General features: G+C 67.1%; 19 protein-coding genes and 2 tRNA genes. 10 read left to right on the forward strand and 11 right to left on the reverse strand.

Annotated features, from left to right (window positions below; all coding sequences use genetic code 11):
- Positions 1-186: Lrp/AsnC family transcriptional regulator (locus VL973_RS00005; RefSeq protein ID WP_325281983.1), on the reverse strand; the 186-nt coding region annotated here is incomplete at its 3' end.
- Positions 187-339: 153 nt separating this feature from the next.
- Here VL973_RS00005 and VL973_RS00010 point away from each other — a divergent pair.
- The 4 genes from VL973_RS00010 to VL973_RS00025 all read left to right on the forward strand — a co-directional run bounded on the left by VL973_RS00010 (position 340) and on the right by VL973_RS00025 (position 3405).
- Entirely contained in the window at positions 340-2115 is a 1776-nt protein-coding gene (locus tag VL973_RS00010) for a sensor histidine kinase (protein WP_325281984.1), read from the forward strand.
- Positions 2116-2139: 24 nt separating this feature from the next.
- A complete protein-coding gene (locus VL973_RS00015; protein ID WP_325281985.1) occupies positions 2140-3168 on the forward strand; it encodes a polysaccharide deacetylase family protein in 1029 nt (342 codons plus the stop codon).
- Positions 3169-3196: 28 nt separating this feature from the next.
- Positions 3197-3272 (forward strand) — tRNA-Ile (locus VL973_RS00020).
- Positions 3273-3328: 56 nt separating this feature from the next.
- Positions 3329-3405, forward strand: a tRNA-Pro gene (locus tag VL973_RS00025).
- A gap of 185 nt (positions 3406-3590) precedes the next feature.
- Here VL973_RS00025 and VL973_RS00030 read toward each other — a convergent pair.
- Genes VL973_RS00030 through VL973_RS00045 form a run of 4 tightly spaced genes read right to left on the reverse strand, consistent with a single transcriptional unit; the run spans position 3591 to position 10407 of the window.
- Positions 3591-5399, reverse strand: coding sequence for a response regulator (locus tag VL973_RS00030; protein WP_325281986.1), 1809 nt, complete (start codon positions 5397-5399; stop codon positions 3591-3593).
- The gene (locus VL973_RS00035; protein ID WP_325281987.1) at positions 5389-6255 is read right to left on the reverse strand and encodes a CheR family methyltransferase; all 867 of its coding nucleotides are present in this window, start codon (positions 6253-6255) and stop codon (positions 5389-5391) included. Before VL973_RS00035 ends, VL973_RS00030 begins: the two co-directional genes overlap by 11 nt.
- Positions 6252-9353, reverse strand: coding sequence for a response regulator (locus tag VL973_RS00040; RefSeq protein ID WP_325281988.1), 3102 nt, complete (start codon positions 9351-9353; stop codon positions 6252-6254). Before VL973_RS00040 ends, VL973_RS00035 begins: the two co-directional genes overlap by 4 nt.
- Before the next feature lie 58 nt (positions 9354-9411).
- Positions 9412-10407 (reverse strand): alpha/beta hydrolase, encoded by a 996-nt coding sequence (locus VL973_RS00045; RefSeq protein WP_325281989.1) that lies wholly within the window; start codon positions 10405-10407, stop codon positions 9412-9414.
- A gap of 137 nt (positions 10408-10544) precedes the next feature.
- Here VL973_RS00045 and VL973_RS00050 point away from each other — a divergent pair, with 137 nt between their 5' ends.
- A complete protein-coding gene (locus VL973_RS00050) occupies positions 10545-11156 on the forward strand; it encodes a hypothetical protein (RefSeq protein ID WP_325281990.1) in 612 nt (203 codons plus the stop codon).
- 5 nt (positions 11157-11161) lie between these two features.
- Here VL973_RS00050 and VL973_RS00055 read toward each other — a convergent pair whose 3' ends face one another.
- The gene (locus tag VL973_RS00055; RefSeq protein ID WP_325281991.1) at positions 11162-12127 is read right to left on the reverse strand and encodes an SPOR domain-containing protein; all 966 of its coding nucleotides are present in this window, start codon (positions 12125-12127) and stop codon (positions 11162-11164) included.
- A 171-nt stretch (positions 12128-12298) separates the two neighbouring features.
- On the opposite strand from VL973_RS00055, the gene VL973_RS00060 reads away from it, so the two are divergent.
- Genes VL973_RS00060 through VL973_RS00070 form a run of 3 tightly spaced genes read left to right on the forward strand, consistent with a single transcriptional unit; the run spans position 12299 to position 14854 of the window.
- Positions 12299-13015 (forward strand): AAA family ATPase, encoded by a 717-nt coding sequence (locus VL973_RS00060; RefSeq protein ID WP_325281992.1) that lies wholly within the window; start codon positions 12299-12301, stop codon positions 13013-13015.
- A gap of 10 nt (positions 13016-13025) precedes the next feature.
- Positions 13026-13517, forward strand: coding sequence for a hypothetical protein (locus tag VL973_RS00065; protein WP_325281993.1), 492 nt, complete (start codon positions 13026-13028; stop codon positions 13515-13517).
- 44 nt (positions 13518-13561) lie between these two features.
- A complete protein-coding gene (locus VL973_RS00070; RefSeq protein ID WP_325281994.1) occupies positions 13562-14854 on the forward strand; it encodes an SPOR domain-containing protein in 1293 nt (430 codons plus the stop codon).
- A gap of 28 nt (positions 14855-14882) precedes the next feature.
- On the opposite strand, the gene VL973_RS00075 is transcribed toward VL973_RS00070, so the two are convergent.
- From VL973_RS00075 to VL973_RS00090, 4 genes are read right to left on the reverse strand one after another with little or no spacing between them, the layout of a single operon-like run.
- Positions 14883-16109 carry a dihydroorotase gene (locus VL973_RS00075; protein ID WP_325281995.1) on the reverse strand — a complete coding sequence of 409 codons (1227 nt, stop codon included), beginning with the start codon at positions 16107-16109 and terminating at the stop codon, positions 14883-14885.
- A complete protein-coding gene (locus VL973_RS00080; protein WP_325281996.1) occupies positions 16106-17098 on the reverse strand; it encodes an aspartate carbamoyltransferase catalytic subunit in 993 nt (330 codons plus the stop codon). The genes VL973_RS00075 and VL973_RS00080 overlap by 4 nt, the downstream gene beginning before the upstream one ends.
- A 49-nt stretch (positions 17099-17147) precedes the next feature.
- Positions 17148-17411 carry a hypothetical protein gene (locus VL973_RS00085; RefSeq protein ID WP_325281997.1) on the reverse strand — a complete coding sequence of 88 codons (264 nt, stop codon included), beginning with the start codon at positions 17409-17411 and terminating at the stop codon, positions 17148-17150.
- 1 nt (position 17412) lies between these two features.
- Positions 17413-18459, reverse strand: coding sequence for a glycerophosphodiester phosphodiesterase (locus tag VL973_RS00090; protein WP_414712162.1), 1047 nt, complete (start codon positions 18457-18459; stop codon positions 17413-17415).
- 85 nt (positions 18460-18544) lie between these two features.
- On the opposite strand from VL973_RS00090, the gene VL973_RS00095 reads away from it, so the two are divergent.
- Both VL973_RS00095 and VL973_RS00100 read left to right on the forward strand, forming a co-directional pair.
- Positions 18545-19468 carry an XdhC family protein gene (locus tag VL973_RS00095; RefSeq protein ID WP_325281998.1) on the forward strand — a complete coding sequence of 308 codons (924 nt, stop codon included), beginning with the start codon at positions 18545-18547 and terminating at the stop codon, positions 19466-19468.
- Positions 19465-20055 (forward strand): nucleotidyltransferase family protein, encoded by a 591-nt coding sequence (locus tag VL973_RS00100; protein ID WP_325282001.1) that lies wholly within the window; start codon positions 19465-19467, stop codon positions 20053-20055. The genes VL973_RS00095 and VL973_RS00100 overlap by 4 nt, the downstream gene beginning before the upstream one ends.
- 18 nt (positions 20056-20073) lie before the next feature.
- Here VL973_RS00100 and VL973_RS00105 read toward each other — a convergent pair whose 3' ends face one another.
- Positions 20074-21270, reverse strand: a complete 1197-nt coding sequence (locus tag VL973_RS00105; RefSeq protein WP_414712163.1) for a penicillin-binding protein activator — start codon at positions 21268-21270, stop codon at positions 20074-20076.
- Positions 21271-21345 lie beyond the last annotated feature (75 nt).

Below are 21345 nucleotides of genomic sequence, written 5' to 3' on the forward strand. Positions count from 1 at the left end.
GCCCAGCGTCACGGGGTCTAGTGTCGCGTGATAGCCGCGAATGGCGCCCGCCTCCTCCAGCGCGCGAACCCGGCGCAGGCAGGGTGGGGCCGTCAATCCCACGCGCTCCGCCAGATCGACATTGGTCATGCGTCCGTCCTCCTGCAGCAGCGAAAGGATCTGACGGTCGATACGATCGAAATTCATGGGTGCTCCGCGGTCGGTACGAAACGGGGTGATTCCGCGCGCTCTCTTAGAAGATAATTGCTCGGCAGCGCAATTGTCCCACATTGCGACGATGGGGCGACGATGGGTTTTTGGTAACTTCCGGCACCGCTCGTAACCATTTATGGACGATCCATGGTGCATCGACCGGCGCCTGAGGAAGATGATCCGTTGCGCTTTGACGACACTCTTGACACCGTTCTCGCCGCTGACCTTGATACGGCGTTCGGGCGCCAGTCTGCCTATCGGCAACTGGTCGACCTGATCGGGCGCAATCGGGTGCCGGCGGACGCGCGCGCGATCGAGACGCTGGCGCGCATCGCGCCGCAGGTGCCGCTGACCCATCGCACGGCGTCGGCACGGGCGCTTGCCTTTGCGCGGCCGCCCTTCGCGCTGGTGCGCCTGTTCGCGCGCGACGAGCTGGCGGTCGCCGCGCCGGTGCTGAGGACGGCAACGCTCGATGCCGACCAATGGTGCTCGCTGCTGGGCGAACTCGCTCCGCCCGCGCGCGCGATTCTGCGGCACCGACGCGACCTGGGCGCACAGGTCGAGCGCGCGCTGGAGGCGTTCGGCCCAGTCGATTTCGTGCTGCCCGACGATCGCCTTGCCCCGCCTGCCGAAGCGAACGCCACGGCAGTGCCGGAATCCGCCGGCGACGATCCGGTCGCGACCCCGCCGCCCGCCCGCGCGATCCCGCAGACCTTTTCCAGCTTTGGTGCCGTCGCGTTGACGCTGCCGGTGGTGGCGCAGGCGGTTCGGCATAGCGAGGCGCCACCACCGCCGCCGCCAAGCGAACCGCCGCCCGAGGGGCCGTTCCGCATCGCCGAAGTCGTGGCGCGTATCGATGCCTTTCGGGAAGCCCGCGAACGCACCCGGCCCCATGCCAACGATGCCGCGCCCGGCGATGCCGATCGCGTGCGGTTCGAGACCGATGCGGAGGGTGTCGTCCGATATGCCGACGGGCCGGTGCGCGGCGCCATGATCGGCTTGTCGCTGCGCTTGTCCAATAGCGGAATCGCGCGGGTCGATGGCGTCGCGGCCGGCGCATTTCGCCAGCGGGCGCGTTTTCGCGACGCACAGATCCGTATCGACGGCACCGGTCCGGCGGCAGGCATGTGGCTGATGTCGGCGATCCCGGCGTTCGATCCCGCCAGCGGCCGCTTCACCGGCTATCGCGGCACCGTTCGCCGTCCGCATCCTGGCGAGACTGCCGCCCCCGCTGCGGCACCGGCACCCGACGCGCTGCGGCAGCTCGTCCATGAACTGCGGACGCCGACCAACGCCATCATCGGCTTTTCGGAAATGATCGCACTGGAAATGCTGGGGCCGGTCGCCGATCCGTATCGCGGCTATGCCGATGCGATACAACGTCATGCCCGCGACCTGCTGGGTGCGATCGACGACCTGGACCTTGCCGCGCGGATCGAAAGCGACGCGTTGAGCCTGCGGAGCGAGCCGGTGTCGCTGCGCGCCGTGCTGGGGTCGGTCGTTCATGACCTGTCGCCACTGGCCGAAGTGCGCGGTGCGGTCGTGGCGCTCCCCGATCGCGATGCGTCGGTCGAAGGTGATCGTCACGCGATCGAGCGCCTGTTCGGACGCCTGATGGCCACGCTGTTGTCGGCGATGACCCGCGCCGAAATCCTGACCCTGCATTTGTCCGACGATGCCGATATGGTCCGCGTTTCGATTTCCCGACCCGCCGGTTTGCCTGACGGCGCTGATGGCGCCTGTGACGTGAGCGAGGAGGAGGCGGCCTTTTCCGCGCTGCCGCTCGGCACCGGATTCGCGCTGCGGTTGGCGGGCAATCTCGCGCGCGAACTGGGCGGCGCCATGGTGATCGGCGGTGACTCGATCGAAATCAGGCTGCCTGCGCTTCGCAGCGACGGGGAGCGCGCGGCAACCAATTCTTGACCGTGCTGCGGTAAGAGGGCGGGCATGAACCCGAATGACATGCCCGCCGCCGCCGCGCCGCCGATCGGTCCCCGGTTCGACTGGCCCGATACATTCGGCACCCGCTTTGCCATCATGATCGACACCGAGGAGGAGTTCGACTGGAGCGGCCCGTTCAATCGCGACGCGCGCGGGGTCAGCGCGGTGCGTGCGTTACCGGATATGCATCGCCGGTTCGCCGATCGCGGGGTGCCGCTGACCTATCTGGTCGATCATCCGATCGCGTCGACCCCCGAAGCAAGCGAGACGATCGCCGCGCTCTTGGCCGACGGAGTAAGCGCTGTCGGCGCGCATCTTCACCCCTGGGTCAATCCGCCGCATCTGGAAACGGTGTCGGTCGCCAACAGCTTTGCCGGCAATCTGTCTTCCTCGCTTGAGCGGGCAAAGCTGGAGGCGCTGGGAGAAGCGATCCTGCGCGGTTTCGGCCAGCAACCGCGCATCTTCCGCGCCGGGCGTTATGGCATGGGACCGGCGACCCATGAAACGCTGGCCGCACTCGGCTATGTGATCGATACGTCGATGCGGGCGCGCTTTTGCTATCTGGGTCAGCATGGACCCGATTTTCGACATGTCGACAATCATGCGTTTCGTGCCGGGCCAGGCGGCGTGCTGCTCGAATTGCCGCTGACCACGGTATGGACGGGCGCGCTTCGTCGCGCCGGCGCCAGCCTGTATGACCGCGTGGACAGGATACCGAGAGGGCGGGGTATTGCGTCGCGCCTGGGCTTGCTCGACCGTGTTTCGCTGACGCCGGAGGGGGTTCCGGTCGAACAGGCATTGCAGGCGGTCGACCGCGCACTGGCCGACGGCGTTCGGCTGCTCAATTTTTCGTTCCATTCCCCGACCGTTCAACCGGGCATGACGCCATATGTCCGCGATGCCGGCGATCTGCGGCGTTTCCATGCATGGTGGGATGCAGTGCTCGATCTTCTCGCACGGCGCGGCGTCGCCCCCGTCCCGGCGGCGGAACTCCTCGCAACGGCAATGCGCGATCCGCTTGCCCCGGCGGCCTGATTTCCGCTAGGCGAGCGACCGCTGGTGCGGGCCTGTAGCTCAACGGTTAGAGCTGGCCGCTCATAACGGCTAGGTTGCGGGTTCGAGTCCTGCCGGGCCCACCAGCATCATCAATGGCTTTGCCAACCGCGATTTTGCGGCTAAGGGCAGCCGTTCCGGTCGGGGAGTGGCGCAGTCCGGTAGCGCGCCTGCTTTGGGAGCAGGATGTCGCAGGTTCGAATCCTGTCTCCCCGACCAACTTCAGGAAACCGATGTTTCGGCCATGGCGTGAGCGCATGGCATGAATGGCGGCGGCATCTGACGCTCAGCCGGATCGTTCCTGACAGCGCATGATCGGGGCGTTCGGCAAGCGCCTTGAACGCGGATGCCTTGGCCAGCACGCGTTGCGCGCCACCGCATCGCCTCGACCCATCAGGGCGGTGTCAGGCTGGCATGTCGGCAACGGCAGCCGACAGGCGGTCGAGCAGTTCGTCCGCCGCAAACGGCTTGCTGACGACCGGATGGCCGTCAAAGCCCATGGGCAGATGCTCATGGCCATATCCGGTTACGAACACGAACGGGATCGCGCGTTCCCGAAGTGCCAGGGCTACGGCTTCGACGGTTTCGCCCTGGAGATTGCCGTCGAGCAGTGCGGCATCGAATGATTCGCTGCGGATCGCTGTCAGCGCGGCGTCCCGCGTCGCGACCGGGCCGATCGCGGCGATATCATTGTCGGCAAGCAGAGCACTGATCTCCATGCCGATCAGCGGCTCATCCTCGATCACCAGCACGCGTGTCGGTCGGGATCGCGGGCTGTCGGCGGTCGGAGCGGGGCGGGACGCTGCTTCCTGCGTTTCGAATTGCGAAGCGGCCCGCGGGCGCGCGTCATAGGGCAGGGTCAGGCGCCACGTCAGCCCCGCCCGCCCATATTCTGCGGCCGCCGTGCCACCCTCGGCCCGCAGGCTGCGCTCGATCAACGCGCTGCCAAAACCCCGTCGGGCAGGGGGTGCCGCCGGCGGGCCGCCGCGTTCGCACCAGTTCAGCGTCAAAATACCGTCGCCGACCGACCAGTCCAGCGACACGCGCCCCTGCGGAACCGACAAGGCGCCGTATTTATGGGCGTTGGTCGTCAGTTCGTGCAGCACCAGCGCCAGATGCAGCGCCGGTTCGGGCTTTAGGTCCAGTTCCGGCCCGCGTGCGTGCAGCCGCGATGGTTCGATCGTGCCAGTCTGGATCTGCCCCTCGATCAACTCACGCAGGCTGGCACCCTGCCACGTCGTGCTGCTGAGCAGCGAATGCGCGCGCGCAAGCGCATGGATGCGGCCGATGAAGGTCGGCGCGAAATCGGACGGGCCGGTCGAATGCCGCAACGTCTGCGTCGCGATCGCCTGAACCGAGGCAAGCGTGTTCTTCACCCGGTGGTTCAGTTCGCCGATCAACAGTTGCTGCGTCGCCTCCGCCCGCTTGCGAGCGGTCACGTCGAGGATCTGGACATTGATCGACACCAGCACGCCCGATATGTCGAGAAGCGCGGAGCAATAGCATTCGCAATCGATCCGGCCGCCCTCCGCCGTCCGAAGGCTGAGAGGTCGCATTTCACGCAGTCGCCGCCCCGCCATCATGTCGTCGGCAAGCCCGGCGACGGTCGCCACATCGTCGGGTTCGAGCCAGTGGAGTTCGCCGATCGCGAATCCCTCCACTTCGGCGGCACGCCAGCCCAGCAGCCGCTCGGCCCCCTGCGACCAGGCGAGGATACAAAGCGCCGGGTCGACCTCGACAATGGCGAGTGGCGAATTGTCGCGGTGCGCCTGTAACCGGGCAAGGGCGGCGGCGTGTTCGTCGCGCTGTCGCGCCAGTTCGCGACGCTGTCGGAACAGTTCGACAAACACCGCCACCTTGCTGCGGACGATCTGGGTGTCGACGGGTTTGAGCAGATAGTCGATCGCGCCGGTTTCATATCCGCGAAACGTGCGGCGTTCGTCGGTGGCGACTGCGGTCAGGAAGATGATCGGCACTCGCCGCGTGCGCTCGGTCCCGCGCATCAGTTCGGCAAGCTCGAAGCCGTCCATGCCCGGCATCTGCACGTCAAGCAGCGCCAGCGCGACATCCTCAACCAGCAACAGCTCCAGCGCCTCCATGCCGGAGCGCGCCTTTTTGATGACCACCTCGTCGCTGCCCAGCAGCGCCTCCAGCGCGGTCAGATTTTCTTCGACATCATCGACGGCCAGAATGGTGACGGGTTCAGGCCGCATCGCTCACCTCATCCAGCGCGACGTGGTTGCGGCGATAGATTTTCTCGCGCTCGTCAAAGTCGCTGAACCCATCGGCATGGGCCGAAAAACGCAGCGTCTCGCGCGCACCGAGGCCCAGGAAACCGCCGCGCACCAGCGACCGGCCGAACAGGCCGAGCGCGCGGTCCTGAAGCTGGCGGTCGAAATAGATCAGGACGTTGCGGCTCGACACCAGTTGCACCTCGCTGAACACCGCGTCGGTCGCCAGGCTGTGCGCGGCGAAAACTGCGCGCGCGCGCAGCGACTTGTCGAACACCGCGCGGCCATAAGCGGCGGTATAATAGTCCGAAAGCGAGCTGCGTCCGCCCGATGCGCGGTGGTTGGCGGTGAATTGCGGAATACGCTCCATTTCATAAACACCGGCCTCCGCCTGCGCCAATGCCGCCGGGCTGATATCGGTGCAGTAGAAAATCGTGCGATCCTCAAGCCCCTCCTCGCGAAACAGGATGGCGAGCGAATAGAACTCCTCGCCATTCGCGCAGCCCGCGATCCAGACCTTTAGCGAGGGATAGGTGCGTAGGTGCGGGACAACCGTTTCGCGCAGTGCGCGGAAATAGGCGGGATCGCGAAACATCTCGCTGACCTGGATGGTCAGATAGCCTATCAGGCCGGCGAATGTTGCGGGATCGCGCAGAACGCAGTGCTGAAGCTGCGACAGGCTGTCGCAATCGAAGCGCTGGCGCGCGCGCGCCAGGCGGCGATGCAGCGAGCCGAGTGAATAGCCCCGGAAATCATATTGGTAATGCCGCCAGATCGCCTCCAGAAACAGGTCCAGTTCGATTTCCTCGTGCGGCTCGAAAGTTTCCGGCTGGATCATCGCGGCATCCACACGCGCACCAGGCTGAGCAGCTTGTCGACATCGAGCGGCTTGGCGAGATAGTCGTTGGCGCCGGCGTCCAGGCAATCCTGCTGGTCACGCGCCATCGCCTTGGCCGTCAGCGCGATGACCGGCAGGGTGCGGCCCCATGCGTTCCTGCGGATTTCGCGCGTCGCGGTCAGGCCGTCCATTTCGGGCATCATCACGTCCATCAGCACCAGGTCGATCGGCCCGTTATCGTCCGACTGCGCGCGCTCCAGCGCCTCCAGCCCCTCGCGCCCGTTTCGCGCGATCTGCACGGTCACGCCGTGCGGCTCAAAGATGCTGGTCAGGGCATAGACGTTACGAATGTCGTCCTCGACCACCAGGATACGCCGCCCTTCCAGCGCGGCGTCGCGGCCCAGCGACTTGGCGATCAATTGCTGTTGCGGTTCGGGCAGTTCGGACACGACCTGATGCAGGAACAGGGTTACTTCATCGAGCAGCCGTTCGGGCGATTTGGCGCCCTTTACGATGATGGATTTGGAATATTTGCGGAGCCGCAGTTCCTCATCGGGGTCCAGGTCGCGGCCGGTATAGACGATGACCGGCGGGAAGCCGACATTGTCGTCGGCGCTCAGCCGTTCGAGCAGGTCCATGCCCGACGCATCGGGCAGGTTCAGGTCAAGGACCATGCAGTCGAACGTCTCGCGGCCCAGCATGTCGAAACACGCCGCGGCCGAATGCGTCTCCACCGTCTCGACATCGCGGCTGGCGAGCAGCAGCTTGATGCTTTCGGCCTGCTGCGCGTCATCCTCGACCACCAGCACGCGGCGCATCCGCTGGGCCATGCGCGCCTCCAGACCCTCCAGCATGTCGATCAGCTGTTCGCGCCGGACGGGCTTGAAGAGATAACCGATGGCGCCGCTCGACAGCGCGGCCTGGCTGTCATCGTCGACCGACACGACGTGAACCGGAATGTGACGCGTCGCCACATCGCGCTTGATGCGGTCGAGCACCGACAGCCCGGTATGGTCGGGCAGGTTCATGTCGAGGATGACGGCATGCGGCAGATATTGGCGCACCATCAGCGCGCCTTCGTCGGCGGTGCCGGCGATCAGGCACTGAAAGCCCAGTTCATGCGCGATTTCGCACAGGATGCGGGCGAAGACCGGATCGTCCTCCACCACCAGGATGACGCGTGCGTCGCCGCTCAGCTTTTCGCGGTCGTCCTCGACGTTCATCGGGCGCGGCAGGCGCGCGGGCTTTGCGTTCGAGGGTTGCGGGCGCGGATCGGGCAGGGCGGGGCGGGGCGGGACGGAAGCCGCGCTGGCGTTGAACCGTTCGGGCAGGACCAGCGTGAAGCTGCTGCCCTGTCCGGCCGCGCTCTCGATCACGATCTCGCCGCCCAGCAACCGCGTCAGTTCGCGCGAGATCGACAGGCCAAGGCCGGTGCCGCCATATTTGCGGCTGACGGTGCCGTCGGCCTGCCGGAATGCCTCGAATATCACCTGTTGCTTGTCGGCGGGAATGCCGACGCCGGTGTCCGCGACGGTAAAGCCGATGCGGCCGTCCGCACGCCGCGCAACCGACAGCGTGATCGATCCCTTGTCGGTGAACTTGATCGCGTTCGACAGAAAGTTCTTGAGAACCTGTTCCAGCCGCTGTGGGTCGGTTTCGACCTCCAGCGGCCCGTCGGCGTTCGACACGGCGTCGAACGCCAGTCCCTTTGCCGTGGCGGCGGGGCCGAACACCGCGCGCATCTTGTCGAGCAGCGGCGGCACGCGCAGCGACCGCAATTGCAGCTCCAGCTTGCCCGCCTCGATCTTGGAAATGTCGAGGATGTCGTTGATGAGCGTCAGCAGGTCATTGCCCGATGTTTCGATCGTCTCGGCATGGCGGACCTGTTCAGACGACAGATTGCCCTGGCGGTTTTCGGCCAGCAATCGCGCCATGATGAGCAGCGAATTGAGCGGGGTGCGTAATTCGTGGCTCATATTGGCCAGGAACTCGGACTTGTAACGGCTCGCCTGCGCCAGTTCCGCCGAGCGCGCTTCCAGCGATCCGCGTGCGGCGGTCAGGTCGTCGCGCTGTGCCTCAAGCTGCCGGGTCTGCGCCTCCAACTCGACATTGGTCTGTTCCAACTCGCTCTGCTGCGATTCCAGACGCGCGGCGGCTTCCTCCAATTGGCGGGTCTGAGCTTCCAGTTCTTCGTTGCTGGCGCGCAATTCGTCGCTCTGCGCCTGCAGTTCCTCGGCCTGCTGGCGCGTTTCCTCAAGCAGTTCGCGAAGGCGCGCGCGATATTTGCCCGACCGGATGGCAACGCCCAGTTGACCGCCGATCCGCTCAAGCAGCATTTCGGCGTCAGCCGGCATCGCCCCATCGGCAAAGCCAAGTTCCATGACTGCATTGACCGTGCCGTCGGCCATGGTCGGCGCGATCAGCAGTCGCGACGGCCGCGCACGGCCCAGCGCCGATCCGAAATACAGATATCCCTCCGGCACGTCACCGATGACGAAGCGGCGCTGATCGGCCGCGGCTTGTCCCAGCAATCCGTCATGCTCCCCGATACGTTCGGGCAGCGGCGCATCGGCGGGGACGCCATAAGCGGCATGGCGCGCAAAGCCTTCACCATCGCGAATGAACAGCGCGCCTGCCTGAGCGCCAAGATATTCCGCCAGATATTTCAGTGCGTTGCGGCCCATAACATCCAGCGGTTGTTCGCCCGCCACCGCATTGGCAAGACCGACCTGTCCTACCTGCAACCATTCCTGCCGCTGCACTTCGATGCGGTTGCGGATGAACAGGTGGCCGGTGATGGCGAGCACCCAAATCACCGACATGCCGATCGCCCGGTTCGCGATCGCCAGTTGGTCGGCGATACCATCGGGGGCCAGCGTGAACCCCGCGATGGTCAGCAGCGTCGCCATGGCCGCGACAAGCGAGGGGACGATCGGACGGCTTGCCAGATAGGCAAGCACGGTAGGGATCAGATAGACGACCCACACCGCTGTTCCCAAGGGAAACAGGGTGTCCGCCAGAAACGGCAGGATCAGCAGAATCGCCAGCGCGGCGTAGATCATCGGGTCGCGGCGCGCGACGGACAAGCGAAGGGACATGGACGCGCAATTAATGCGTCACATCGATAATCCAAAGCGTTTCGTTGGCTGCGGCCGATCAGCGTGTCTCGATCCAGCGTTGTGTCTCGATCCAGCGTTGCAGCAATTCGGGCCAGATCCCGACCGGCTTGCCGCGTGCCCCCGCCAGTCCGAAGCCGTGGCCGCCGCTGGCAAACAAATGGCTGTCGACGGGAATGCCGCGCGCTCGCGCTGCGGCGCGCAGCAACAGGCTGTTTTCGACCGGCACGACATTATCATCCTCGGCATGGACGAGGAACAGCGGCGGCGCATCGGCGGGCATGTTGCGGTCGGGCGAATGTGCCTGTTCGACCGGGTGTGCCGCTTCGGTCCCCAGTAACTGGTTGCGCGATCCGCCATGCGCGACCGGCGCCGTCATCGAGATGACCGGATAGATTGGCGCTGCGAGCCATGGGCGCGCGGGCAGGCGGTCGGCGGCATCGATGGTCGCGTAAACCGGCGCGTCGAAACGCGTGGCAAGGTCGGCGCATAAATGCCCGCCCGCTGAAAAACCGACCGCCACGACGCGCTCGGCATCGAACCCGTATCGGTCGGCGCGCGACCGGATCACGCGCATCGCGCGCTGTGCATCGGCCAGCGCGACATCGGCGCGGTTGGCCCAGCCTTCACCCGGCAACCGATAGAAAAGCACGAACACGGTATAGCCGCGCGCCGACAGCCAGCGGCCCAGTTCATACCCCTCCTTGTCGATGACGATCACGCTATAGCCGCCGCCCGGCGTCACCAGCACCGCACGGCCATTGGGGCGCGCCGGGCGAAACACGACCAGGCGCGGGCGCGCCACGCCGCGCACGAAGCGGTCGCTTGTCGCGCGCTCCTCGCCACGCTGGACCACTTGTTCGACCAGGCCCGACGGCGGCGTCAGCACGCCCGACGGCCACAGGTCGATCGTTTCGACCGGATCGGACAGCGCCGGCTGCACGCCGCCGGTCGCGGGTGGCGGCGTCTGGCCCGGCACGGGCGCGGCGAGCGTGCCCGCGCCAATCGCCAGCAATGCGCGGCGGTCGAGTTTCATGCGTCCTCTCCCTAATTCGTCCGTGCGATCTTCGTTCGTCCACGGTTGACGCCCCGTTTCGGGCCATTCGTCGCACAGCGATGGCTTGACGTCACCCCGGCAGTGATTGCACCCATTCGCGATTGGGGGGAAGATCATTGCGAAAGCCGCTGACCGTTGCCGCGCTGAACGAACTGGGCCGGGTCCAGTTGTCGCCCAGCTTTTTCATGCGCGACTTTCTGTATTCCGAAATCGCGGCGCTGAACGGCCTGTCGAACATTCCCGATAATCCAGATCTGGCAATCGAGGCAGGGACGCGGCTCTGCACCGAATTGCTGGAGCCATTGCAGGACGCGTTCGGGCGGATCACAATCCGCTCAGCCTATCGATCGGCGGAGGTGAACCGGCTCGGCCATGCCAAGGGCCATAATTGCGCGTCGAACGAACGCAATCACGCCGCCCATATCTGGGACGTGCGTGATGCCCGCGGTCATATGGGCGCGACGGCGTGTATCGTGGTGCCGAGCTTTGCCAACCGGTTCGACCAGCCGGGCGACTGGAAGCGGCTGGCATGGTGGGTGCACGACCATCTGCCCTATGCCACCATGGAGTTCTTCCCCGTGCGCTGGGCGTTCAACCTAGGCTGGCACGAAGTGCCGTCGCGCATGATCTACAGCCATGTGCCCGAAGATCGCGGCTATCTGACCAAAGCGGGCATGGCCAATCATGCCGGCAGCCACGAAGACGAATGGGCCGGGATCCTGCCCTGATGCGGTCAGCGTGATACGGGCAGGCAGGCCGCGCCACTGCGTTTGACGGCGGCGCAGGCGCGCGATGCCTCCGCACTCGATGCGAACGGCCCGGCCAGCAGGCGCGTGACCGATCCCGATTTGACGTAATAGGGTTGCGTGCCCGACAGGCCCGCATTGCCCGACAGCTTGCTCCACAGGCCGCGCGCATTGCCGTCGTCGCGGAAGGCGCCAAGCTGAACGCGCCAGCCGCCGTCACGGCGCGGGGCGGGGGCTGCCGGCTTGGGCGCGGCACGGCTCGCAACGGGCTTTGGCGACGGCGCCGCGGCCGGCGTGGCGGGGCGCGACGCCGGCACCTCGGCGCGGGCCACGGGCCGTGATGCTTCGGGTGCGCGCGCTTCCGCCAATGCCGGGCGACCGGCCTCGCGCTCATATTGCCGCGCCAGTTCCAGCCCCTTCTGCCGCTCCTGAAGGCTGATGAAACGGTCCATCTGTGCCATTGAACCAGCCGCCTGTGGCAGGCCGGTGGAATTGGCGCGCACCATCAAGGCATAGGCGCGCACCCAGTCACGCGTCACGACATCGCCGTTGAACAACATCGTGCCCAGCACGAACTGCGCCCGCGGCTCCCCGCGCGCGACCGACTTTTCCAGCCACTGGACGGCTTCGGCGCGCTTGTTGTTCTGGAACAGCGCCAGGCCCAGATTATCCTCCGCTTGACGGTGGCCCTGGGTCGCGGCCTTGCGATACCATTGTTCGGCCTGCGCGACATCGGCGGGCACGCCGCGACCCAGCTTATATGCCTGTCCCAGATTGAATTGCGCGTCGGCATCACCCGCAACCGCGGGCGCGCGCCACAGGTCGACCGCCTTTTTATATTCACCCCGCGACCAGGCATCGACGCCCGACTTGACGGCATTCGCCTGGGGCATCGGTGCCGCCGCCACGATCGGCGCGGTGGCAAGGGCGGTCATGAGAAGCGGCATCTGCATCAAGCGATCCCCACGCTGGAGCGTTTGTGAACAATGACCATCGAGCGTGGCCTGCAAAGGTTTCCCGACCATTAACCGCATCCGACAACATGTCGGCAAGCGGCGTTAACCTCTTTTTATCGCATGTGGTGGCATTTGCCATGTTCGATTGGTGGGCAATCAGGGGATGATATGCGCGTTCTGGCGATGGCATCGCAGAAAGGCGGTTCGGGAAAGACGACGTTGTCGGGGCACCTGGCGGTGCAGGCCGAGCGTTCGGGCGCCGGACCCGTGGTGCTGATCGACATCGATCCGCAGGGCAGTCTGGCCGACTGGTGGAACGAACGGGAGGCCGACGAGCCTGCCTTTGCCCAGACGACGGTCGCGCGCCTTGCCGCCGATCTTGAGATATTGCGCCAGCAAGGCTTCAAGCTGGCCGTCATCGATACGCCGCCCGCGATCACGATGGCGATCCAGAGCGTCATTCAGGTCGCCGAGCTGATCGTCATTCCCACGCGCCCCAGCCCGCACGACCTGCGCGCCGTGGGCGCCACGGTCGACCTGTGCGAACGTGCCGGCAAGCCGCTGATCTTCGTCCTGAACGCCGCGACGCCAAAGGCGCGCATCACGACCGAGGCGATGGTCGCGCTTTCCCAGCACGGCACCGTCGCACCGGTGACGGTCCACCACCGCACCGATTTCGCTGCATCGATGATCGATGGGCGCACCGTCATGGAAATCGACCCGCGCGGCCGGTCGGCGGGTGAGATCGAGGCGCTGTGGACCTATGTCGCCGATCGCCTTGAAAAGAATTTCCGCCGCACCGTTTTCGCGGCACCCGCGATCAACGGCATGGGTTTTGGCGGCACACGTCCGACCGGCGGCTTTGGCCGCCGGGTTGTGAGCTGAGGGGGCCGATATGTCCGGCAACTCCAAGCCGATCGCTTCGCTGTCGTCCGGCCTGCTGGCGCGCAAAGGGCAGGCGCGACCCGCGATGCGACCACAGGCCTATGCCGAACCCGGTGCGGCGCTGGACGATTTGGGCTGGAACGACCTGGGCGACGCCGGCAATGCGACCCGGGTTCAGCCGCTGTCGGCCGATGTCCAGCCCGCCACCGACGCGTCGCCGCCCGCGGTTATCGAACAACGCAACGCCCTTGCCCGTCAGATCGCCGACTTGCCGGCAGGCGAGCTTGAACGCATCAGACGCACCGTCGCCGCCCGAAAGGGCAAGGCGGCATTCACCCTGCGGCTGGATGCGGATCGCCACATGCGGCTGCGGCTTGCCAGCGCGATCACGGGTCGTTCGGCACAGTCGGTCGTGACCGGGGCGCTGGACCAATATCTTGAGACACTTGCCGATGTGGGAGCGCTTGCGGCGCATCTGCGTGACGGCGACAGCAATCGTTGAACGGGGAACGGACGATGCACTGGGGCAAGCGAATTGGGCTGGGCATGGCGGCGACCACCGCCATCAGCGGCGCACTGATCGGCGGCGTGGTGATGAACCTGTCGGCCGCCGTCGCGAGCGATCGCGATATCGCCGCACAGGCAAAGGCCGCTGCAAAACAGGCCCGGCTGGCCGAAAAGGCACTGGATCGCGACCGCACCGACGAAGCGATCGGGCGCGCGGAACAGGCGGTGTTGCTGGCGCCGGACGATGCGGCGCACCGCGCGCTGCTTGGCCGCGCCTATCTGGCAGCGGGGCGCTTCAATTCGGCGGCGCAGGTGTTCGAGGGCGTGCTGTCGCTCGACCCGGCTGACGGCCGCACCGCGCTCAATCTGTCGCTGGCGCGTATTGCGCTGGGCGACTGGCAGGGCGCGCGCCGCCTGCTCGACGACAATGCCTCGTCGATCCAGCCTGCCGATCGCGGGCTTGCCATCGCGCTGGCGGGCGACCCGATGGCGGCCATCGAAGTGCTCGGCGCTGCCGCGCGAGAGCCGACCGCCAATGCCAAGGTCCGCCAGAATCTGGCGCTGGCGCTGGCGCTGGGCGGAAAATGGTCCGAGGCGCACATGGTCGCGTCGGTCGACCTGTCGCCTGCCGATGCCAGGAAACGGATCATCGAATGGGCGCATTTCGCGCGCCCCGTGCGCGCGACCGATCAGGTCGCCGCGCTGCTCGGCGTCACGCCGGTCGAGGATGGCGGGATGCCCGTGCAACTGGCGTTGCGCCCGTCGACGCCCGCCGTGGCGGTCGCGGCGGTCCCAGCGCCGATGGCAGCCTATGTCGCCGTTGCCGCTGCCCAGACGCCACCGCCGGTCGAGGCGCCCGCTGTCCCTGACGTCGCGCAGGCGGCGGAGCCGCGCATCGTCTTCGCCGCGCGGCAGGAAATCGTCCAGTCGATCCCGCAGCGCGTGAATCGCGCCGCGCCGGTTCGGACGGCGCGTGCCGACCCGGCACGCTCGACACCGAACCCATCCGAGCCGCGCCCGGCGCCCCGCGCGCTGGCCGGCGGGCAATATTATGTCCAGCTCGGCGCCTTTGAGAATGCCGGCGTGGCCCGTGACGCATGGAGCCGGTTGAGCGCACGCGTGTCCGCCCTGGCCGGTCAGACGCCGCGCGGGATGAGCGCCACGGTCGATGGCGGGCAATATTATCGTCTGTCGGTCGGCGGCTATGCCCGTGGCGACGCCAATGCGCTGTGCCGGACGGTTCGCGCACGCGGCGGTCGCTGCTTCGTGCGGGCGGGCGCGGGCGAGGCGGTCGCGTCATGGGCACGCGGCGCGCAACTGGCTTCGCGCTGAAGATCAAGGCTTAGGGGAGGGGGAGGCGTCAGGCCGCGAGCCTGACGCCACCTTTGATCGTCCGCAGCACGCGGCCCTGAACGGGCAGGCCATCGAACGGCGTGTTGCCCGCGCGCGCGACCATCGCATCGCCGACGATCTGCCACGGCGCGCGGGGGTCGACCAGCACCAGATCGGCGGGTGCGCCGGGCGTCAGCGTGCCGGTGTAGAGACCCATCAGCCGGGCGGGTGTCACCGACAGCATCGCGAACAGTCGCTGGAACGACAGCCCGGCATCGCGTGCCAGGCCGAGTGACAGCGCCAGCAGCGTCTCGGCCCCCGACATGCCCGGCGCCGAATCGGTAAAGGGCAGCCGCTTTTCCTCCGGCCCGCGCGGGTCGTGGCCTGAACACAATATGTCGATTGTCCCATCCGCCAGCGCGGCGAGCGCGGCCACGCGGTCGGCTTCGCTGCGGAGTGGCGGCGACAGGCGGGTGAAGGTGCGGAAATCGCTCATCGCAATGTCGGACAGCAGCAGGTGCGCGGGCGTGATGCCGCACGTCACGCGAACGCCGCGCGCCTTGGCCGCCCGGATCAGGTCGAAACCAGCCGCTGTCGTTACCTGCCGGAAATGGATCGCCGCGCCGACATGTTCGGCCAGCATGGTGTCGCGCGCGATGGCGAGTGCTTCGGCAATGGCGGGCGCCGCGGGCAGCCCCAGGCGCGTCGCCGTCTCTCCCTCGGTCGCGACCGCGCCGCCGGTCAGCGCAATATCCTCGGCATGGGAGATGACTGTCAGGCCCAGGTCGCGGGCATAGCCCAGCACGCGACGCATGACATTGGCATCGCCGATCCAGTGGCGGCCCGTCGCCACCGCCCGTGCACCGGCCTCTGCGTTGATTGCCATTTCGGCGAGGTCCAGCCCTTTAAGCTCGCGAGTCGCGGCGGCAATGGGGTGCACCCATAATTCGGGCTTGCCGATGTCGGATGCGCGCTGGACGATGCCCGGATCGTCGAGGATCGGCGACTGGTCGGGCATCAGACCGATCCGCACGATGCCCCCGGCGATGCACGCGGCCTTGTCGATCGCGAACACGCCCAGGTCGAACAGCGCGGGGGCCAGCAGCTTGCCCCCGCAATCAACCGTCCGCGCGTCGGCGGGGATTTCGACCGGACCGGCAGCGGCAATGCGGTCGCCGGTGACGATCAGCGCGCCGTCGCGCTCGCCGGTTTCCGGGCAGACGAGCCGTGCGTTGACATAAGCGGTGGTGGTCATGCCCAACCGTCCACCCGGCGCGACCGCCGCGTCAGCACGTCGAGGCACGCCATCCGAACCGCGACCCCCATCTCGACCTGTTCGGTGATGGCCGAACGGCCTGCCATGTCGGCGACGCTGGACGTGATCTCGATCCCCCGGTTCATCGGGCCGGGATGCATGACCAGCGCATCGGGCCTGGCCCGCGACAGCCGTTCGGGCGTCAGGCCGTAGCGACGATGATATTCGCGAGTCGAAGGGATATAGGCACCCGACATCCGCTCGTTCTGAAGCCGCAGCATCATCACCACATCGGCGCCCTCAAGCGCGGCGTCGAAATCGGTAAAGGGCGTGACGTGCATGGCCTCGATCGCGGGCGGCATAAGCGTCGTTGGCGCGACAACGCGCACTTCGGCCGCGAGGGCGGTCAGCGCCAGGATGTTCGAGCGGGCGACGCGGCTGTGCAGGATGTCACCGCAAATGACGACGCGCTGGCCCTGCACCATCCCCCGCCGGCGGCGGATGGTCAGCGCGTCGAGCAGCGCCTGGGTCGGGTGTTCGTGCGCACCGTCCCCGGCGTTCAAAACGGGGCAGTCCACCTTGTCGGCGATCAGCCCGACCGCGCCCGACGCCATATGCCGAATGACGATCACGTCGGCGCGCATGGCGTTCAGCGTGACGGCGGTGTCGATCAGCGTCTCGCCCTTCTTCACGCTCGACGCCGCGACCGTCATGTTGACGACATCGGCCCCCAGCCTTTTGCCCGCGATTTCGAAGGACAAAAGCGTGCGCGTCGAGTTTTCGAAGAAGGCGTTGATCTGGGTCACGCCCTCCAGCCGCCGGTCGCTTGTGGCGCGGGCGCGGTTCGCCTCGATCCACTGTTCGGCTTCATCCAGCAGGAACGTGATTTCGTGCGGCTGAAGGCCCGAAATACCGGTCAGGTGCCGGTGCGGAAACACGGTGCCGCCGGGCAATTGGGCGGATGGGCGATGATCGGATGGGGCTTGCATCGGACCCGGCGGTTATCCGCGCGGGGCAGGGGATGCAAGCGACCCGCGATCAGTCGTCATCATCGCGCCACTGGCGTTCCTCGCGCTCGCGACGGCGCTGCTCCTCGCGCAGGCGACGGCCCTCTTCCGCCTCCCTTTTTCGCATCTTGCGGCCGTAATTGCGGTCGGCCTCTTCCTGGCTGGTGGTGGTCCAGTCGATCGCCTGTCCACCTGCCTTGACCGGCAGCGTCGCGACGTCCCACGCGGTCTTGGCGATACAGCCGCCGCTCAGCAGCGGGATCGTGCACACCGCCACGGCCATGATGATACGCATTTCACTTCTTTCCCGCATCCAGCGCCGCATCGCGCGCGGCGACGCCATCATAGGGGAAATCGGTAAAGAAGCCATCGACCCCGGCGGCGATCTGGCGCTGCATCTCGTCACGCAACCGTCCGCGCGCGCGCGGATCGGTGCCGTCGCGGTCCCGAAGCGGCAGGAAGACGTTTTCGGCGCGGATCGTCCATGGATGCACCAGCAGCCCGGCTGCATGGGCAGCCGCGACAAGGCCGGTCGGCTGCCCGTCATCGGCCACCGTCAGGCGCTTTTCCGGGCCGATGCCGTCGGCATAGCTTGCAATCGCGCGCAGCCCCTGCGGCGTCAGCATCGTCGCATAGCCGGGCACCGCATTGTCGGCGGGCGCGCCGGCCCCGACCATCAACTGCACCAGTCGCAGCCGCGTGATGCCGCGCAGCGCCTTGAGATTATTGACCTCGAACGACTGGATGAACACCGGCGCGTCGGCCGAGTCCCAGCCGGCGGCGTGGAGCTGTTCGACCAGCCGCTTTTCCATCGGCTTGCCGATCGAGGCGAAATAGCTGGGGTGCTTGGTTTCGGGATAGATGCCGATCGTCCGCCCGGTTTCGGTCGAGCGCTGCTTGGCCAGCGCGATCACCTCGGCCAGCGTCGGCACCTCGAACCGGCCGTCGAACGCGGCGCTTTCGGGGCGCAGTTCAGGCAGCCGTTCTTTGGCGCGCAGCGTTTTAAGCTCGGCAAGCGTGAAATCCTCGGCAAACCAGCCGGTGTGCGACTGGCCGTCGATCACCTTGGTCGTGCGCCGGTCGGCAAAGGCCGGGCGCGTCGATATGTCGGTGGTGTCGGTGATGTCGTTCTCGTGCCGCGCGACGAATACGTCGTCCCTGGTCAGCACCAGATCGGGTTCGATGAAATCGGCCCCTGCATCGATGGCGCGGTCATAGGCCGCGAGCGTGTGTTCGGGCCGTTCCCCGCTGGCGCCGCGATGGGCGATGACGATCGGCCGGACCTGTGCCTGCGGTGAGCCGATCGCCGCCAGAGCCATTGCCGCCAACAGGACCACTCCCATATCCCGAACTTCCTTGCAGCTATGGGCATTAACACTGCCCCTTGGGTTCGCCTATGCGGACGCCGGATGACGGACAGGTGACAGCGTGAACGACAATGACCGGGTAATCGCCGCCGCGCGTGACTGGGCCGGGGCGCCGATGGCGTTGGCGACGGTCGTATCCACCTGGGGTTCCGCCCCGCGCCCGCGCGGCAGCCACATGCTGGTTCACGGCGACGGCCGGTTCGAAGGATCGGTGTCGGGTGGCTGCGTCGAAAACGATATCATCGCCACTGCCGCTCAAGTCATCGGCGGCGCGCCCGCGGTGCTGAAGCGTTACGGGGTCGAGGATGCCGCCGCCTGGGAAGTCGGTCTGCCCTGTGGCGGCGAGATTGCGGTGCTGGTCCAGCCGGTGGCCGCGCACGGTTTCGATCCCGAACTGTTCGCCCGGATCGCGGAAGCGCGCGCGGCAGGGCGCAGCCTGTCGGTATCGACCGATCTGGACAGCGGGCAGTCGTCGCTTCGCCCGGTCGAGGGTGCCGCTTTCGTCAATCGTTACGATCCGCCGCGCCGGTTGTTGATCGTCGGCGCGGTCCAGATCGCGCAGGCACTGTCCGGCCTCGCCCGGCCGCTGGGGATCGACACGCTGGTCATCGATCCGCGCGAGCGTTTCCTGACGGCCGAGCGGTTCCCCGGCGTGACGCTCGATGATCGCTGGCCCGACGAGGCGATCGAGGCGCTGTCGCCCGGCCGCACCAGTTCGGTCGTGACGCTCAGCCACGATCCCAAGATCGACGATCCCGCGCTGGTCGCCGCACTGGCCGCGCCGACCGGCTATGTCGCCGCACTGGGCAGCCGTCGCAGCCACGCCGCGCGGCTCGATCGGCTGGCGGCGATGGGCGTCGAGGCAGCGCAACTCGCGCGGATCGACGCGCCTGCGGGACTGTCGATCGGCGCCATCGGCCCCGCTGAAATCGCGCTGTCGATCGCTGCCGCGATGGTTCAGGCGTGGCGGAACGACGCGACGTGATTGCCGCGGAGGATGTCGCGCTGATCCTGCTGGCGGCCGGACGATCCGAGCGATTCGGGGACCGCGACAAGCTGGAGCAGCCCTATCTGGCCGAGCCGATCGGCTTTCATGTCGTCACCGCATTGGAGGCGGTGCCGTTTCACACGCGGATCGCCGTCGTATCGGGCACACGGCTGGATTACGCCGCACGCGGCTATCGTGTCGTCGTCAACGACCATCCCGAACAGGGGCAGGGCGGATCGCTGGCGCTCGGCATCGCAGCGCTTCGCACGACGGGTGCCAACGCAGTATTGATCGCGCTGGCCGATATGCCGCGCGTGACGGCGGCGCACATCTATCGCCTGCTCGATACCGCCGTTGGCGAGGCGGCGGTTGTCGCGTCGAGTGACGGCGTCTGCCCGATGCCGCCCGCCTTGTTCGGCGCCGCGCATTTCGATGCGCTGTCGGCGCTGACAGGCGATGCGGGCGCGCGAAACCTGGTCCGCGCCGGCCATCACGTCGTCACCAGCCCGGCCGAACTGGTCGATATCGACACGCCCGAACAGCTTGAAAGCCTGCGTCAAAAGGCGCGGGGCAGCGCGCGCTAAGGCCCTGCCCCGGCCGGATCAGCGCTCAAAACTGCGCGGTGCCGGGCTAACCGTCACCGTCGTCCCGCCGCGCACCTCCTTCACCTCCAGCGCGCGCTGGGCAATGCCGTCCCGGCCGAAGCGGAACGCGCCGTCCAGCCCGGCAAAGCCGTCCCGATCGGTCAGGCGTGATGCGGGGAAGGCACTGCCCACGCGCCAGTCGCGCGCGATGCGAACGGTCAGCAGCACCGCGTCATAACCCATCGACGACAGCCGATAGGGCGCGGTGCCGAAGCGGGTGCGGTATTTGCCCGCATATTGCTGATACAGGTTATTGGCCACGCTGGCATACCAGGCGCCGTTCAACGCGGCATTAGCGCCGACGTTCGAATCGGTGTTCCACAATTCGGTGCCCAGCACGCGCGCCGAACGCCCGTTGGCGCTGCGCCGAAGCACCGGGACTGCGCCCGCTGCCGTCTGTGCGCCATCCGCAATCAGCACCGCCTGATAGGGTGCTGGCAGCCGCTCGACCGCGGCGGCGATCGAGCGCTGCGAGCGATCGAAGGTCTGAAGCGCGACCACGCGCCCGCCCGCTGATTCGACCGCGCGCAGGAAGCTGGTCGAGGCACGCTCACCATACAGGCCCGATGGCACCAGGCCCGCAAAGTCGTTTACGCCGCTTCGCCGCGCATGTTCGACCACGCGCTCGATCGACTGGGCGGGGGTGTAACCCATGACGAATACGCCATCGCCCGCAATGCCGGTGTCGTTCGAAAAGCTCAGCACCGGCACGCCCGCACGCTGCGCGATCGGCGCGACCGCGCGCGCATCGTCGCTGAGCAGCGGACCCAGGATCAGCCGGTTGCCGTCGCGAATCGCGGCCTGCGCGGCGGCGGCGGCGCCGCGCGCGGTATCGTAATTGGTGATTCGCACTGCTTCGCTGCGCGTATCCAGCAGCGCGAGTTGCGTCGCGTTGGCTAGGCTCTGCCCCACCCGCGCGTTCGTGCCCGTCAGCGGCACCAGCAACGCGACGCGGTGCCGCGCCTCATCCTGTGGCAGGCCGGGACGCACCGGCGTGGGGGCCGGGGCGGGGCGAGTCGCGGGCGGCGGCGCTTCTCCCGGCGGGGCGCCGCGCGGCACGATGGTCGAACAGGCGCTGACCGCCATTGCCACCACCATCGTCGCCAGGCGCCAAAGGCGTATTCCCGGTTGCGGTTTCCCGATCGCGTCTGCCATGGCTGTTCCCCTCATGCACGCCGAACTCCTGCCCGGCCTCTATATCGTCGCCACCCCGATCGGCAATCTCGGCGA

Origin of the sequence: Sphingomonas sp. (genome assembly GCF_035490575.1) — a bacterium.
In the GTDB taxonomy this organism is placed as follows: domain Bacteria; phylum Pseudomonadota; class Alphaproteobacteria; order Sphingomonadales; family Sphingomonadaceae; genus Sphingomonas.